This window comes from Hominiventricola sp. (genome assembly GCF_057604405.1).
This window is the reverse complement of the sequence record NZ_DBLYVB010000008.1, coordinates 77152-92144: the sequence shown is the minus strand read 5'-3', so window position 1 is coordinate 92144 and position 14993 is coordinate 77152. Positions and strand designations below refer to the sequence as shown.

The window sequence follows — 14993 nt, the reverse complement described above, 5'->3', positions numbered from 1 at the left end:
TTGAAGTTCTTTCCAGATGCCCTTCGCCATGTTATAATAACCCTATCGACGCCCGGAACCGGGTACGCCGCAGGAAAGGAGAAATAAAACTTATGGAAATAACCAACGATATTAAATATGTGGGTGTAAACGATCATCAGGTAGATCTCTTTGAAGGACAGTACATAGTACCAAATGGCATGTCCTACAACTCCTATGTCATTCTCGATGAAAAGGTCGCTGTCATGGATACGGTAGATGCTCATTTCTGTGAGGAATGGCTGAAAAATATCAAAGATCTTCTGGGTGACCGCAAGCCGGATTATCTGGTGATTCAGCACATGGAACCGGATCATTCCGCTAACATTGCCGCTTTTATGGATGTTTACAAAAATACAACCATCGTCTCCAGTGCCAAGGCATTTACTATGATCGGCCAGTTTTTCGGTACGGAATATGAAAACCGCCGCGTAGTGGTAAAGGAGGGCGATACCCTGGCTCTCGGCAAACATACTCTGGCCTTTGTTGAAGCTCCCATGGTACACTGGCCGGAAGTGATCGTTACCTATGATACCTGTGACAAAGTGCTGTTCTCTGCAGACGGTTTCGGAAAATTTGGCGCTCTCGACGTGGAAGAGCCATGGGACGATGAATCCCGCCGCTACTTTATCGGCATTGTCGGAAAATATGGCATGCAGGTACAAAAACTTCTGAAGAAAGCGGCCGCTCTGGATATTCAGACCATCTGTCCGCTGCACGGTCCGGTTCTGAAAGAAAATCTGGGACATTATCTGCATCTGTATGATCTCTGGTCTTCCTACCAGCCGGAAGAGGATGGTGTTGTCATCGCCTACGCATCTGTCTACGGACATACAAAAGAAGCTGCTGAGCTACTTGCCAGTGAGCTGAAAGCAAAGGGGGAAAAAGTAGTGATCTACGATCTGGCAAGATGCGACACTGCACAGGCTGTTGCCGATGCTTTCCGCTACAGCAAGCTGGTACTGGCCACCATCACCTACAATGCAGGCATCTACCCATGCATGCGTGACTTTATCGATCATCTGACCGAGAGAAACTTCCAGAACCGCGAAGTCGCCCTGATGGAAAACGGAAGCTGGGCACCCACTGCTGCCAAAGTCATGACTCAGATGTTTGAAAAGAGCAAGAACATCACCATTGCAGAAAATACCATTCAGATCAAATCTGCCCTGAACGATACCAGCCGTGCTGCCATTGCAAAACTGGCTGACGAGCTCTGCGAAAAATAACCAAAAAAACAAGAGGGACTGTACCTGTAAGGTACAGTCCCTCGTTTTCTGTCATTTTGCCAATGGATTAATCATCATCCCGGAAACGAATCGTCTGGTTTTCCGGATCCATCTCTTCCACAATGGCAAGAGATTCCACACGGTATCCACGATCACGAAGCATAGCGCCGCCGTGCTGGAAGCCTTTTTCAATCACTATACCGATACCTGCCACATTGGCATGTGCCGCTTCTACAATCTCACATAAGCCTGCTGCCGCACATCCATTTGCCATAAAGTCATCGATAATCAGAATATTTTCATCAGGACGAATAAAACGGCTTGCCACAATTACCTCATATTTCCGTTTGTGGGTAAAAGATTCAATCTGGGAAGAAAGCATGGTGCCATCCAGATTAATGGACTGGGATTTTTTTGCAAATACTACCGGACAATCAAAATACTGCGCTACAATGGCAGCAATTCCAATACCAGAAGCCTCGATAGTCAGAATTTTGTCAATCCTGACTCCCTCAAATCTGCGCTTAAACTCTTTTCCCATTTCATTAAACAGTTTCACGTCCATCTGATGATTCAGAAAACTGTCTACTTTCAGCACATTACCTGGTTTCATCACACCGTCTTTACGGATTCGTTCTTTTAAAAGTTCCATATTACCGTTCCTCTCCTGGCGAATAATTTTTATCTATTCTACCCCACCCCATCCTAGATTGCAATGCTTTCCTTCGGATTGATGAAAAAACCCCGCAGCCTTATGGTTGCGGGGCAATTTTATCCTGATTTTATTCTACAGCTTCCACCAGAGATTCCTGATATTTTTCAAGAATCGTCATCTGAATCGTGTCACGCGTTGAAGAATTGATCGGATGAGCAATATCCCTGTATTCTCCATCAGATGCCTTTCTGCTTGGCATTGCAATAAAGAGTCCCTTTTCTCCTTCTATGACTTTGATATCGTGAACTACAAATTCACCATCAAGGGTAATGGATACTACCGCTTTCATTTTTCCGTCTTTTGCTACTTTCCGAATCCGTACATCTGTAATCTTCATAAATCTTTCCTCGTAATCTCTTTTTATTGGTGGAACTTACATCATATATCTGTCATTTTTTTCGATGACGACCCTGACTCCTTCCTCTCCCACAAACCGGGAGTTTGCACGAATGGTATCCCGGCTCTCTACAATACAGTTTTCAATATAAGTATTGTCACCCAGATACACATCATTTAAAATAATTGAATTTTTAATCACACAGTTGTTGCCTACAAATACTTTTTTAAAGAGAACACTGTTCTCTACTGTGCCGTTGATAATACACCCACTGGCTACCAGACTGTTCTTCACGTTGGAACCGGCATTATATTTCGCCGGCGGAAGATCCAGTACTCTGGAATACACTTCCGGATAGTCCTTCAGGAAATGCTTTCTCACATCTGCCTTCAGGAAATCCATATTTGTCTGATAATAGGCATCTACAGAAGAAATACTGTTCCAGTAAGTATCAAGCTTGTAGGAATAAATCCGCTTGATATTCTTATAGCGGATCAGAATGTCACTTACGAAATCATAACGGTCTTCCTCTGCACATTTTTCAATCAGCTCAATAAGCTGTCGTCTGCGGATAATGTAAATACCGCAGGAAACCATATGTGCATCCGTTGCCATGGGTTTCTCTTCAAAATCAATGACTCTTCCATTGTCATCCGCTTTGACGGCACCAAAACGGCTCATATCTGTTCCCGCTGCCATTTCTTTGCAGACAATGGTAATATCTGCTTTTTTATCAATGTGATATTCCAGAACCTTGCCATAATCCAGCTTGTAAATGCCATCCCCGGATGCAATGACCACATAGGGTTCATGGCTCTGCTTTAACCAGTCCAGATTCTGCCAAATCGCATCTGCCGTTCCCCGGTACCAGGAATTATTCTCAGCTGTCACTGTCGGGGTGAAGAGATAAAGTCCACCCTGTTTCCGTCCAAAATTCCACCATTTGGAAGAACTCAGATGTTCATTCAGGGAACGGGAATTATATTGGGTCAGCACTGCAACCTTCTGTACATGGGAATTAGACATGTTGCTCAGTGCAAAATCAATACTTCGGTAACTGCCTGCCACCGGCATGGCTGCAATGGCCCGTTTGGTGGACAATTCTTTCATTCTGTGGTTATTTCCGCCTGCTAATATAAGTCCGATTGCTCTCATACCCGTTCACCTGCCTTAATTAAAGTCTCACCGCTGGCCAGGATGCCATCCGGATAATCACTTTCTTCTGTCTTGCCGGAAATTGCTGTATTCAGGCCTATCTTCACATTTGACGGGATGACCGTGTTCTCTCCGATGGTCACAAGACCGTAGGAGTATACTTTCGGATTGATCTTATTGGGGATATTCTCTCCCACACCCAGTTCACAGTTCTCACCCACCACCACATCTTCTGCAATGATGGCCTTGTTCACCTGACTTCCTGCTCCAATGACGGTATTCTTCATGATAATAGAATCCTTCACCACAGCACCCTTACAGATGTGAACCCCTGCACCGAGGACGGAATTGATAACTGTACCTTCAATGTCCGAATTTCCGCATACAATGCTTCTCTCAACAAAACCGTCTTCCGATACATAAAGCGGCGGAACTGCATCACTCTTCGTATAAATCTTCCAGAATTCCTCATAAAGATTAAACTCCGGAATAATGTCGATCAGTTCCATATTGGCTTCCCAGTAGGACCCAAGGGTTCCTACATCCTTCCAGTAGCCATTATACTCATACGCGAACAGCCTTTCGCCATTTTCCAGACATTCCGGAAGAATATGCTTTCCAAAATCACAGCCAGGAACTGAACGCATCTTAATCAGCGCTTCTCTTAACACTTTCCATGTAAATATGTAAATTCCCATGGAAGCCAGGTTGCTTCTGGGATTGGCAGGCTTTTCTTCAAACTCCTTCACCTGTCCATTCTCATCCGTCACCACAACTCCGAAACGGCTGGCCTCTTCCCACGGAACCGGCATACAGGCAATGGTTACTGCCGCATTGTTCTCCTTGTGATAATCCAACATCACTTCATAATCCATCTTGTAAATATGGTCTCCTGACAGGATCAGTACATATTCCGGATTATAATTATCGATATAATCAATATTCTGATAGATCGCATTCGCCGTTCCAGAGTACCAGTCACTTCCGGCACTTCTCTCATAAGGTGAAAGAATCGTCACTCCTCCGTTATTTCTGTCCAGGTCCCAGGGCATGCCGATTCCGATATGTGTGTTTAATCGTAATGGCTGATACTGTGTCAAGACTCCGACCGTATCGATGCCGGAATTGATACAGTTGCTCAAAGGAAAGTCAATAATCCGGTACTTGCCACCAAAGGCAACCGCCGGTTTTGCAACCTTCGCGGTGAGTACCCCTAATCGGCTTCCCTGTCCGCCAGCTAAAAGCATGGCAATCATTTCTTTTTTAATCACGCTATCACCTCTTGCCGCAACATATGAATGTTATGATGGACTTATTATAGCACACCTTTTGTAAATAGTGAACATTTTTCACTAAAATGATTCTCTATTTTTTTACATTTTTTGACTTTTTCTTCAACTTCATAAAACGGATGTACTATTTCATTCGTCATTTTTTACATTTACACATCTTATTTTTTGTTTAGTTTCACAAATCACACCCAACATTCCATAGACTTTCATTGCTTTTTCTTTCAAATAAGATATAATATAAAAAAATACTATATTCTCTAAGAAAGGCTGCGTTTCACTATGTATCAGATAAATTTCGAATCACCGGTTCATGTACATTTTATCGGCATTGGCGGCATCAGTATGAGCGGTCTTGCCGAAATCCTTCTGAAGGAAGGATTCACCGTATCCGGTTCCGACGCAAAAGAAAGCGAACTGACCGATCACCTGGTTTCTAAAGGAGCCACCGTTTTCTACGGACAGAAAGCTTCCAACATTATTTCCGGCATTGACGTGGTTGTCTACACAGCTGCCATTCATCCGGACAATCCGGAATTTGCAGAGGCCAGAAAACAGGCCATTCCCATGCTCACCCGTGCCGAACTGCTGGGGCAGATCATGAAAAATTATCATACGGCCATCGGTATTTCCGGAACCCACGGCAAAACCACAACTACCTCCATGCTGTCCATGATTTTCATGGAGGCCCAGAAAGATCCTACCATTTCCGTAGGCGGCATTCTTCCGGAAATCGGTGGAAATATCCGTGTGGGGCATTCTGACCTGTTTCTTACCGAAGCGTGCGAATATACCAACAGCTTCCTGTCCTTTTTCCCGACGGTGGCTGTCATCTTAAATATAGAAGAAGATCATCTGGATTTCTTCAAGGATCTGGCTGACATTCGAAATTCTTTCCACCGGTTTGCAAAACTTCTTCCGGAAGACGGACTTTTAGTTCTGAACGGTGAAATTGCACATCCGGAAGAAATTACAGAAGACGTAAAAGCCCGTGTTATCAACTACGGTCTGACCGGTTCTGAAGATTATACGGCAAAAAATATTTCCTATGACAAAAAGGGCTGTGCTTCCTTCCAACTGATTCGCCATGGCAAAGAAGAGGGCTCCGTTACCCTTCACGTACCAGGACTTCACAATGTCTCTAATGCACTGGCTTCCCTGGCTACCTCCATGGAGCTTGGCATCACCTTCGCAGAAGCCTGTGACGGTCTTTCCATGTTCCACGGCACCGACCGCCGCTTCCAGTACAAAGGCGAAGTCAATGGATTTACCATCATTGATGACTATGCACATCATCCGACAGAGATCGAGGCAACCTTAAAAGCTGCTGCCAACTATCCCCACAAAGAGCTGTGGTGTGTCTTCCAGCCTCATACCTATACCAGAACCAAAGCATTTATGCAGCAGTTTGCAAAAGCTCTTTCCCACGCAGACCACATCGTTCTGGCAGATATTTACGCAGCAAGGGAGACCGATACCCTGGGCATCAGTTCCCAGACCCTGCAGGCAGAGATCGAGAAACTTGGCAAACCCTGTTATTACTTTTCCACTTTTGACGAAATCGAAAAATTTTTATTGAAAAAATGTATGCACGGGGACCTGTTGATAACTATGGGTGCCGGAGATGTGCTGAAAATCGGGGAAAATTTATTATCAAAATAAAGTTATCCACATTATCCACATGTTTATCAACATTCAAAGTTGTATAAATATGTGGATTTTTTCGTGGATAAGACATTTACATAATACGGTGAAACCATTTTTGTCAGAATCCTGGTTTTCTTTGAAATTACAGTCATTTTCTGTCGAATGCGGTTTCCAATAATGAAAACTGTCCACTAAGTTATCCACATTATCCACATCTGCTTTCCCTCGTTTGTCCTCCTATTTCTTTTTCCAAAGAGCTGTGCTATACTCCGTATATGGCAGGATGATGCTTTCAGCCATCCTGCGATGAGGAGAGTCTTAAATGAGCCAGTTTGTTTTAAAATCCAGTGAAAGCGCCGGTATGACCAGTATTTCCAATTATTTTCTGGACTACTACATGCCCCGCGCCAATGGTGAATATGTAAAAGTATATTTATATCTGCTGCGCGCCCTGAACCGGCCGGATCTCGCATTATCCGTGGCAGGACTGGCAGATGCGCTGGACCGCACGGAAAGTGACATTCTTCGTGCCCTCAAATACTGGGAAAAACAGGGAATTCTTTCTCTGGAATGCGATACATCCAATGTATTGCAGGGCATTTATCTGTGCAGCATCCCGGCGCCTGCCAATGAACAGAGCCAGACCGTAACTTTATCTGCCCAGCCACAGCAGACCATTCCCGACCAGAAATCCTACAGCCCGGAAGAGCTTGAGCAGTTCTCCCAGCAGGCAGAATGCCGGCAGCTTCTTTTCGTATGCAACCAGTATCTTGGAAAGACTTTATCTTCCTCTGAGATTGAAACACTGCTCTATTTTTATGATCAGCTTCATTTTTCCGCTGATCTTATTGAATATCTGGTGGAATACTGTGTCTGCAAAGGCAGCAAAAGTATCCACTACATTCGCAAAGTAGGCCTGGCATGGGCCGAGGATGGTATTTCCACCGTCAGCCAGGCAAAGGAACGAACCACTACCTACCGCAGAAATACCTTCGCCATTATGAAAGCTTTCGGCATCAACGACCGGAATCCGGTGGATCCGGAGCTTAAATATATCGAAAAATGGCTAGATACCTATGACTTTACACTGGAGCTGGTTCTGGAAGCCTGCCGCAGAACCATGGAGCGGCTTCATAAACCAAATTTTGAGTATGCAGACCGGATCCTGCAGCGCTGGTCTGACCAGCATGTACATAATATGACCGATGTGTCCGCCTTGGATCAGGAGCATCAGAAAAAGAGCTCCCGTCGTGCTTCCGCTCCCGCCCAGGCGAGATCTACCGGCTTTTCTAATTTTCAGCAGCGTGATTACGATTTTGATGAGCTGGAAAAACAGCTGTTGGAAAGTCAGAACCATTGATATGCCTGACGGGGAGAGGGGGTAAAAGATACCATGGCATTGACCAACAGTCAGTATGACTCCATTATGCGGGAGTATGACCGCAGACAATATGAGAATTACCGGCAGCAATGTGCCCGGATTGATGAGATTTATGAGAAGATTCCACGGATCCGGGAGATTCAGGAGACCATGTCTTCCTGCAGCGTCCGGCAAGCGGAGAAGCTCATGGATGAAGAGCCCGACGCACTGGAGACACTCCGGCAGGAGCTGACAAGACTTCGTCAGGAACGGGATCTGCTTCTGAAAAATGCCGGCTATCCTGTTGATTATATGGAAATGCATTATACCTGCCCGGATTGTAAGGACACCGGATATATTGACCGGAAGAAGTGTCATTGTTTCCGTCAGAAGGAAATTCAGCTCCTCTATTCTTCTTCCCGGATGGAAAAGGTATTGCAGAAGGAAAATTTTTCTTCTCTTTCCTATGATGTCTATGATGAGGAACAACAGAAAGCCATGCCGTCCATCATCAGAACCTGCCAGAACTTTGCAGATACGTTTACCCGAGACGGGCGGAGCATGTTGTTCTACGGATCTGTCGGTACCGGAAAAACCTTTCTTTCCAACTGTATTGCAGGACAGCTTCTGGACCAGGGATATTCCGTTGTGTATTTTACGTCATTCCAGTTATTTGAACTGTTGTCCGGCACCATAGGAAACAGTTCCGAACAGTTCCGGAAGGCCTATGAGCCTCTTCTGGAAAGTGACCTTCTGATCCTTGATGACATGGGAACGGAAGTTTCCAACACCTTTACGGTATCCAAGCTCTTCCAGATTTTGAATGAACGGGCATTATCCGGACGTTCCACCATCATTTCGACCAATCTGTCCCTGCAGCAGTTCCGGGACGTATACAGTGAACGAATTTTCTCCCGTATCACCAGTTCCTTTACACTCCTCAAATTTGCGGGGAGTGACATCCGGATTCGAAGAAAACTTTCCGGTTCCCGTTGAAATCCCCTTGACGGTAGCAGGTACTGATGTTATGGTTTTAAATGGAAAAATAAGTTTTATATATCTTTTATATTTTATACAATACGGAGGGTTATCTCATGAATATTCAGCGCAGTGAACGGGTTCTTGAAACAATTCCTGTTGGCTCCCTCGGCATTATTGCCCTGCCGAGCTGTAAAGATCTTGGAAAAAAGGTGAACGATTATCTGGTTCAGTGGCGACACGAAAGTGCAAATGAACATAAAAACAGCCTTCCCTTTCAAGGTTACGAACAGGATTCTTTCCTTCTGAATGCGAAAGTACCCCGTTTCGGTTCCGGTGAAGCGAAAGGAATTGTTCAGGAATCTGTCCGCGGCCGCGATCTTTACATTATGGTAGATGTGTGCAACTACAGCATGACCTATTCCCTCTGCGGTCACGAGAATCATATGTCTCCTGATGACCATTATCAGGATCTGAAACGTATCATCGCAGCCTGCGGCGGTAAAGCAAGACGTATCACCGTTATCATGCCCTTCCTCTATGAGAGCCGCCAGTATAAGCGTTCCGCCAGAGAATCTCTTGACTGTGCTTTGGCACTGCAGGAGTTGGTTCACATGGGAGTGGATAATATCATTACTTTTGATGCCCATGACCCGCGTGTACAGAATGCCATTCCACTGTCCGGTTTTGAGACGGTACAGCCGGCTTATCAGTTTATTAAAGCCCTGCTCACCAATGTACGGGACATTCAGGTAGACAGTGATCATCTGATGGTAATCAGCCCGGATGAAGGCGGCATGGGACGTGCTGTTTATCTGGCCAACGTTCTGGGAGTTGATATGGGTATGTTCTACAAACGCCGCGATTACACCAAAATTGTCAATGGCCGCAATCCCATTGTTGCCCATGAATTTCTGGGAAGCAATGTAGAAGGCAAAGACGTTTTGGTTATTGATGATATGATTTCTTCCGGTGAGAGTATTATCGACGTAGCACGCCAGTTAAAATCCCTTCATGCAAAACGTATTTTCCTGTATTCCACCTTTGGTCTGTTTACCAACGGTATGGAACGTTTTGACAAGGCATATGAAGAGGGACTGTTTGACCGCGTATTCACCACCAACCTGATTTATCAGTCACCGGAGCTTTTATCCAGACCGTATTACATCAGCTGCGACATGAGCAAATACATTGCTCTTCTGATCGATACCCTGAATCATGATGCTTCCATCAGTGATCTCCTGGATCCATTTGAGAGAATTCATCTGTTCCTGGAAAAGTACAGAAACGGACGTTTATAAGACAGCGAAAGCACCCCGGCTGCATGAGCCGGGGTTTTTCCATAAGAGGAGACCTTTATGAAAAATTTTGTATTTATTTCTCCTGCTTTTCCCGGCAACTATGAAAATTTCTGTGTTTCCTTGAAAAAGGACGGAGTCAATGTGCTGGGCATTGGAGATACTCCCTATGATGCCCTTTCCCAAAAGCTTAAATCTGCCCTGACAGAATATTATAAGGTAGACAATATGGAAAACTATGACGAGATGTTCCGGGCAGTAGCTTTTCTTTCCTTCCATCACGGAAAGATTGACTGGCTGGAAAGCAACAACGAGTACTGGCTGGAACAGGATGCAAAGCTTCGGGAAGATTTTCATATTACAACCGGACTGCAGCCAAAGGACATGGCGCTGATCAAGCACAAATCCCAGATGAAAAAGGGATACGAAAAGGCAAAGATCCCCACCGCCCGTTATCATATGGTACACGATCCGGAAGCTGCCAAAGAATTTATTCAGGAAGTGGGCTATCCGGTCATCGTGAAACCGAACAGAGGTGTCGGTGCCTGCGATACCTGGAAAATTACCAACGAACAGGAGTTGGAACAGTTTTTTCAGAACCTTCCTTCCATCCCCTATATTATGGAGGAATTTGTTCCCGGCGAAATCTGTTCCTATGATGCGATTGTAAACAGCAAAGGAACCGTTCTCTTTGAAACGGGAAATGTGACACCCATCTCTATTATGGATAGTGTGAACAATCATGGCTCCATCCGATTCTACATCGTAGATCATGTGGCAGAGGATCTGAAAGCGGCCGGCCGGGCATGCTTAAAAGCCTTCCGTGTACGAAGCCGTTTTGTCCATCTGGAATTCTTCCGTCTGACGGAGGATCATCCCTATCTGGGACCCAAAGGTCAGGTTGTAGGACTGGAAGTCAATATGCGCCCGTCTGGTGGTCCGACCCCGGATATGGTGAATTTTGCCTACAGCACGGACTGTTATCAGCACTATGCCGATATGATGGTCTATGACAAGCTTCGTCATCAGACCAAGTCTACCCACTGTTTCTGTGCCTATGTCGGCCGTTGGAAGGAACTTCCTTATCTTCACTCCCACGAAGAGATTCTGACCGAATTTTCAGACAGTCTGAAGCTGGCTCAGGAACTGCCGGAAGTACTGGCCCACGGCATGGGAAATTATATGTATCTGGCAAGATTGGAGACAAAAGAAAAGATGGAAGAATTTTTCCATTACACACTGGATCTAAAACCCGCCGAACCAGAAAAGAAACCGGTCAGAAAAACCGCCCGGAGAAAAACGCAAAGGAAGTCATAACAAATGGAAATACATGAACTGAACTGGTACAGTGAACGTCTGCACCGGAATATGCCTGTGAAGATATACGGTCATGCCGGAAAGCCTTGTCTGGTCATCCCTTCCCAGGATGGAAAACACAATGATTTTGAAGGATTTGGCATGGTAGATGCCTGCGCCCCCTGGATTGAAGAAGGAAAACTGATGCTCTACTGTGTAGATACCATTGATGCAGAGACCTGGTCCTGTACCTGGAAAAATGCCAGAGACCGGATCCTGCTTCACGAAGACTGGATGCAATATCTGGTACAGGAAGTCCTTCCACTAATGGAAAAAGAAAACAACGGACAAAAAGCCATGACGATGGGCTGCAGTATGGGTGCATTCCACGCTGCCAACCTGTTTTTCCGCTTTCCTGACCGTTTTGATGCCACCATCTGCTTAAGCGGTATTTACGATGCTTCTCAGGTGCTGGGTGGCTATATGGACGATCTGGTTTATCTGAACTCTCCTTATCACTGCCTGCAGAACATGCCGGCTGATCACCCTTACATGTCTCTCTATCGCAAAAGCGATATGTTCTTCTGCGTCGGACAGGGTGCCTGGGAAGATGAACTCCTGGCAGATACCAGGAAACTGGATGGCGTTCTGCACGCCAAAGGCATCCCTGCCTTTGTGGATTACTGGGGATACGACGTAGCCCACGACTGGAACTGGTGGCAGAAACAAGCGCCCTATTTTCTGGGCAAGATTTTGTAACTGTTCACAGAATCTACATTTGACTTTCCCGGATTCGGCTTCTACAATGGAAACGGAATCTATATTTGGAGGTATATTTATGAAAAAACTGACTGCTCTTTTCTTATCTGTAGCAATGTGCGGCACCCTGTTAGCCGGATGTGGTTCTTCCAAATCCGATGAGGCACAGGCATCCGACACGAACGAGACAACCGCGGAGGAAACCACCGATGCTTCTTCCGAAGAAGACACCGAGCTTCTCACCGGTCTTCATCATGTGACCATTGATGTAAAGGATTACGGCACCATTTCTCTGGAACTGGATGCAGACACTGCACCGATTTCCGTTACCAATTTTATCAATCTGGCAAAAGATGGATTTTACGACGGTCTGACTTTTCATCGCATCATTTCCGGGTTCATGATCCAGGGCGGCGATCCCAAAGGAAACGGAACCGGCGGTTCTGACCAGACCATCAAAGGAGAGTTCTCCGAGAACGGCGTGGAAAACGATATTTCCCATGTACGCGGCACCATTTCCATGGCAAGAGCCAACGATCCGGACAGTGCTTCCTCTCAGTTCTTCATTGTACATGAGGACAGCACCTTCCTGGACGGCCAGTACGCTGCCTTTGGCCATGTAACCGACGGCATGGATGTGGTAGATGCCATCTGTGAAAACACCCCTGTACAGGACAATAACGGTACGGTAAAGGCAGATGACCAACCGGTCATCACGTCCGTAACGGTTATTGATTAGTCATCATTATGATAAAAACGTCCCGGCATCTTGCATAATGCCGGGGCGTTTTTACTGTTTCATCAACTCTATGATTTTTTCAACATTTTCCTGACTCCAGGAAGCGATCTCAAGCACCGCATGGGGAATCTGCTGATCTCCGGAATCTGGATTGTGGAACCAGACACATTTCGTGCCTGCTGCCGCTGCTGCCTTTCCGCCATTCGTGGAATCTTCCACAATCAGACAATCCTCCGGTTTCAGTTTCAGTTTTTCCATAGCCCGCACAAAGGTGTCCGGCGCAGGCTTCGGGTGATCCACTTCCTCTCCGCTGGTATAGCATTCAAAGTACTGGCGGATCTCCAGTGCATCCAGCACCCTGCCAATATAGTAACCTGCGGAGGATGACGCTACTTCCAGACGGAAGCCTTCGTCATGAAAACGTTTTATAGCTTCTTTCACACCTGGAATCTGTGGAAATCCATCCTTCTGCACGATCTCTTCTTTCTTCGCATACATCCGTGCCCGAAGCGTCTCCGCATCGGAAACCGTTTCTCCGTATGCTTCTTTCAAGAGTTTCATCAGATAACCGACTGTAGAACCGATACAGGGTTTGTAAACCTCATAGGACATATCAACCCCCTCGTCTGCCAGCGCTGCTTTCCAACATTCATAATGCAGGGGTTCTGTATTTACCAGAACCCCATCCATATCAAATATCATTGCTTTCATTTATTTTGCCTCGGAAGTAAACATAACTCCAAGCTTCTGGAACGTCTTCTCATCTGCTGCGCTCAACATCCGGGAAATATGCGCCTGGCTGCCGCGCAGGTTCGGAAGCTGACGCAGCGCCTGATCTGCCAGCGGGTTGCTCTCAGAACTGGAAGACAGAGCAATCAGTACCTCTTCCATATGAAGACGCGGATTGCGGCTGCCAAGATACTCTACTTTCAGTTTCTGAATCGGTTTGATCACATTCGGTGTAATCAGAAGCACATCCTCGTCAATACCAGCCAGATGTTTCAGTGCTTTGATGAGCAGCGCTGAGCATGCTCCCATAAGATCGCTGGTCTTTCCGGTCAAAATGGTTCCATCCGGAAGCTCAATTGCGGCTGCCGTATGTCCGGTCTCCTCGGCACGGGCATTGGCTGCAGTCACTACCTTGCGGTCTTTTACGCTGACTCCGGCGTTGTTCATGAGCAGCTCAATCTTATAAGCTTCTTCCTCTTTGGATTTTCCTCTTGCAATATTGACCAACGTCTGATAGTAACGGCGGATAATCTCCTGACCGGATGCCTCGCAGCATGCCTCGTCATCTACAATACAGTTTCCTGCCATATTCACGCCCATATCTGTCGGGGATTTGTACGGGCAGTCGCCGTAGATCTCCATAAACATAGCACGCAGTACCGGGAAGATCTCCACGTCGCGGTTATAGTTTACTGTTGTTTTTCCATAGGCTTCCAGGTGATACGGATCAATCATATTGACATCGTTCAGATCAGCCGTTGCTGCCTCATATGCCAGATTTACCGGATGGCTTAATGGCAGATTCCAGATGGGGAAGGTTTCGTATTTTGCATAGCCTGCACGCACACCTCTCTTATGCTCATGATAGAGCTGTGACAGGCAGGTTGCCATCTTTCCGCTTCCCGGTCCCGGAGCCGTCACAACAACCAGCGGTTTGGTAGTTTCGATATAATCGTTATGTCCGTAACCTTCCTCACTGACAATCAGCGGAATATTATTCGGATATCCCGGAATCAGATAGTGACGATATACTTTCACGCCCATTTTCTCCAAACGAGTCTGGAACATCTGAGCGCTGTACTGTCCTGCATAATGGGTAATGCAGACACTTCCCACATACAGATTTTTAGATTCAAAAATTGCTTTCAAACGAAGCAGATCCGAATCATAAGTGATGCCCAGATCACCACGCACTTTATTTTTTTCAATATCCTCTGCACTGATAACAATTACAATCTCCACCTGATCTGCCAGCTGCATGAGCATACGCAGTTTGCTGTCTGGCTCAAATCCCGGAAGTACACGGGATGCATGATAATCATCATACAGTTTCCCGCCAAACTCCAGATACAGTTTGTTGTCAAACTGTTGAATCCGCTCTCTGATGTGTTCTGACTGCATTGCCAGATATTTGTCATTATCAAATCCTTTTTTCATGTAGTTT

General features: G+C 45.9%; 13 protein-coding genes and 1 pseudogene. 8 read left to right on the top strand and 6 right to left on the bottom strand.

Going from position 1 to position 14993, the window contains the following annotated elements; genetic code table 11:
* Positions 1-92: 92 nt before the first annotated feature.
* Positions 93-1244, top strand: a pseudogene (locus tag ACZMB2_RS07210) (FprA family A-type flavoprotein); the annotation flags it as partial.
* Between the two features lie 70 nt (positions 1245-1314).
* Here ACZMB2_RS07210 and ACZMB2_RS07205 read toward each other — a convergent pair.
* From ACZMB2_RS07205 to ACZMB2_RS07190, 4 genes are all read right to left on the bottom strand, one after another.
* Positions 1315-1899, bottom strand: coding sequence for a xanthine phosphoribosyltransferase (locus ACZMB2_RS07205; protein WP_487596182.1), 585 nt, complete (start codon positions 1897-1899; stop codon positions 1315-1317).
* Positions 1900-2029: 130 nt separating this feature from the next.
* Positions 2030-2299: a septation regulator SpoVG gene (spoVG, locus tag ACZMB2_RS07200; RefSeq protein ID WP_487596181.1), complete on the bottom strand. Its 270-nt coding sequence runs from the start codon at positions 2297-2299 to the stop codon at positions 2030-2032.
* 36 nt (positions 2300-2335) lie between these two features.
* Positions 2336-3454, bottom strand: coding sequence for a glucose-1-phosphate adenylyltransferase subunit GlgD (gene glgD / locus ACZMB2_RS07195; RefSeq protein ID WP_487596180.1), 1119 nt, complete (start codon positions 3452-3454; stop codon positions 2336-2338).
* Positions 3451-4725 (bottom strand): glucose-1-phosphate adenylyltransferase, encoded by a 1275-nt coding sequence (locus ACZMB2_RS07190; RefSeq protein ID WP_487596179.1) that lies wholly within the window; start codon positions 4723-4725, stop codon positions 3451-3453. Before ACZMB2_RS07190 ends, glgD begins: the two co-directional genes overlap by 4 nt.
* Positions 4726-5025: 300 nt before the next feature.
* Here ACZMB2_RS07190 and murC point away from each other — a divergent pair, with 300 nt between their 5' ends.
* From murC to ACZMB2_RS07155, 7 genes are all read left to right on the top strand, one after another.
* Positions 5026-6405 (top strand): UDP-N-acetylmuramate--L-alanine ligase, encoded by a 1380-nt coding sequence (gene murC / locus ACZMB2_RS07185; protein WP_487596178.1) that lies wholly within the window; start codon positions 5026-5028, stop codon positions 6403-6405.
* Between the two features lie 307 nt (positions 6406-6712).
* Positions 6713-7750 (top strand): DnaD domain protein, encoded by a 1038-nt coding sequence (locus ACZMB2_RS07180; RefSeq protein ID WP_487596177.1) that lies wholly within the window; start codon positions 6713-6715, stop codon positions 7748-7750.
* A gap of 33 nt (positions 7751-7783) precedes the next feature.
* Positions 7784-8746, top strand: a complete 963-nt coding sequence (locus ACZMB2_RS07175; RefSeq protein WP_487596176.1) for an ATP-binding protein — start codon at positions 7784-7786, stop codon at positions 8744-8746.
* 98 nt (positions 8747-8844) lie between these two features.
* Positions 8845-10029, top strand: coding sequence for a ribose-phosphate pyrophosphokinase (locus tag ACZMB2_RS07170; protein ID WP_487596175.1), 1185 nt, complete (start codon positions 8845-8847; stop codon positions 10027-10029).
* 57 nt (positions 10030-10086) lie between these two features.
* Entirely contained in the window at positions 10087-11343 is a 1257-nt protein-coding gene (locus ACZMB2_RS07165) for an ATP-grasp domain-containing protein (protein ID WP_487596174.1), read from the top strand.
* Between the two features lie 3 nt (positions 11344-11346).
* Entirely contained in the window at positions 11347-12081 is a 735-nt protein-coding gene (locus ACZMB2_RS07160) for an esterase family protein (protein ID WP_487596173.1), read from the top strand.
* Positions 12082-12160: 79 nt separating this feature from the next.
* On the top strand, positions 12161-12820 hold the full coding sequence (locus ACZMB2_RS07155; RefSeq protein WP_487596172.1) for a peptidylprolyl isomerase: 660 nt from the start codon (positions 12161-12163) through the stop codon (positions 12818-12820).
* 51 nt (positions 12821-12871) lie between these two features.
* On the opposite strand, the gene ACZMB2_RS07150 is transcribed toward ACZMB2_RS07155, so the two are convergent.
* Positions 12872-13531, bottom strand: a complete 660-nt coding sequence (locus ACZMB2_RS07150) for an HAD family hydrolase (protein ID WP_487596171.1) — start codon at positions 13529-13531, stop codon at positions 12872-12874.
* A complete protein-coding gene (locus ACZMB2_RS07145) occupies positions 13532-14986 on the bottom strand; it encodes a DUF1846 domain-containing protein (protein WP_487596170.1) in 1455 nt (484 codons plus the stop codon). It lies immediately after the preceding gene.
* Between the last annotated feature and the right edge of the window lie 7 nt (positions 14987-14993).

Excerpts from the sequence above, each read along its gene's own strand:
- ACZMB2_RS07205 (WP_487596182.1), bottom strand. The coding sequence starts at position 1,899 with ATGGAACTTTTAAAAGAACGAATCCGTAAAGACGGTGTGATGAAACCA.
- spoVG (WP_487596181.1), bottom strand. The coding sequence starts at position 2,299 with ATGAAGATTACAGATGTACGGATTCGGAAAGTAGCAAAAGACGGAAAA.
- glgD (WP_487596180.1), bottom strand. The coding sequence starts at position 3,454 with ATGAGAGCAATCGGACTTATATTAGCAGGCGGAAATAACCACAGAATG.
- murC (WP_487596178.1), top strand. The coding sequence starts at position 5,026 with ATGTATCAGATAAATTTCGAATCACCGGTTCATGTACATTTTATCGGC.
- ACZMB2_RS07180 (WP_487596177.1), top strand. The coding sequence starts at position 6,713 with ATGAGCCAGTTTGTTTTAAAATCCAGTGAAAGCGCCGGTATGACCAGT.
- ACZMB2_RS07175 (WP_487596176.1), top strand. The coding sequence starts at position 7,784 with ATGGCATTGACCAACAGTCAGTATGACTCCATTATGCGGGAGTATGAC.
- ACZMB2_RS07170 (WP_487596175.1), top strand. The coding sequence starts at position 8,845 with ATGAATATTCAGCGCAGTGAACGGGTTCTTGAAACAATTCCTGTTGGC.
- ACZMB2_RS07165 (WP_487596174.1), top strand. The coding sequence starts at position 10,087 with ATGAAAAATTTTGTATTTATTTCTCCTGCTTTTCCCGGCAACTATGAA.
- ACZMB2_RS07160 (WP_487596173.1), top strand. The coding sequence starts at position 11,347 with ATGGAAATACATGAACTGAACTGGTACAGTGAACGTCTGCACCGGAAT.
- ACZMB2_RS07155 (WP_487596172.1), top strand. The coding sequence starts at position 12,161 with ATGAAAAAACTGACTGCTCTTTTCTTATCTGTAGCAATGTGCGGCACC.
- ACZMB2_RS07150 (WP_487596171.1), bottom strand. The coding sequence starts at position 13,531 with ATGAAAGCAATGATATTTGATATGGATGGGGTTCTGGTAAATACAGAA.
- ACZMB2_RS07145 (WP_487596170.1), bottom strand. The coding sequence starts at position 14,986 with ATGAAAAAAGGATTTGATAATGACAAATATCTGGCAATGCAGTCAGAA.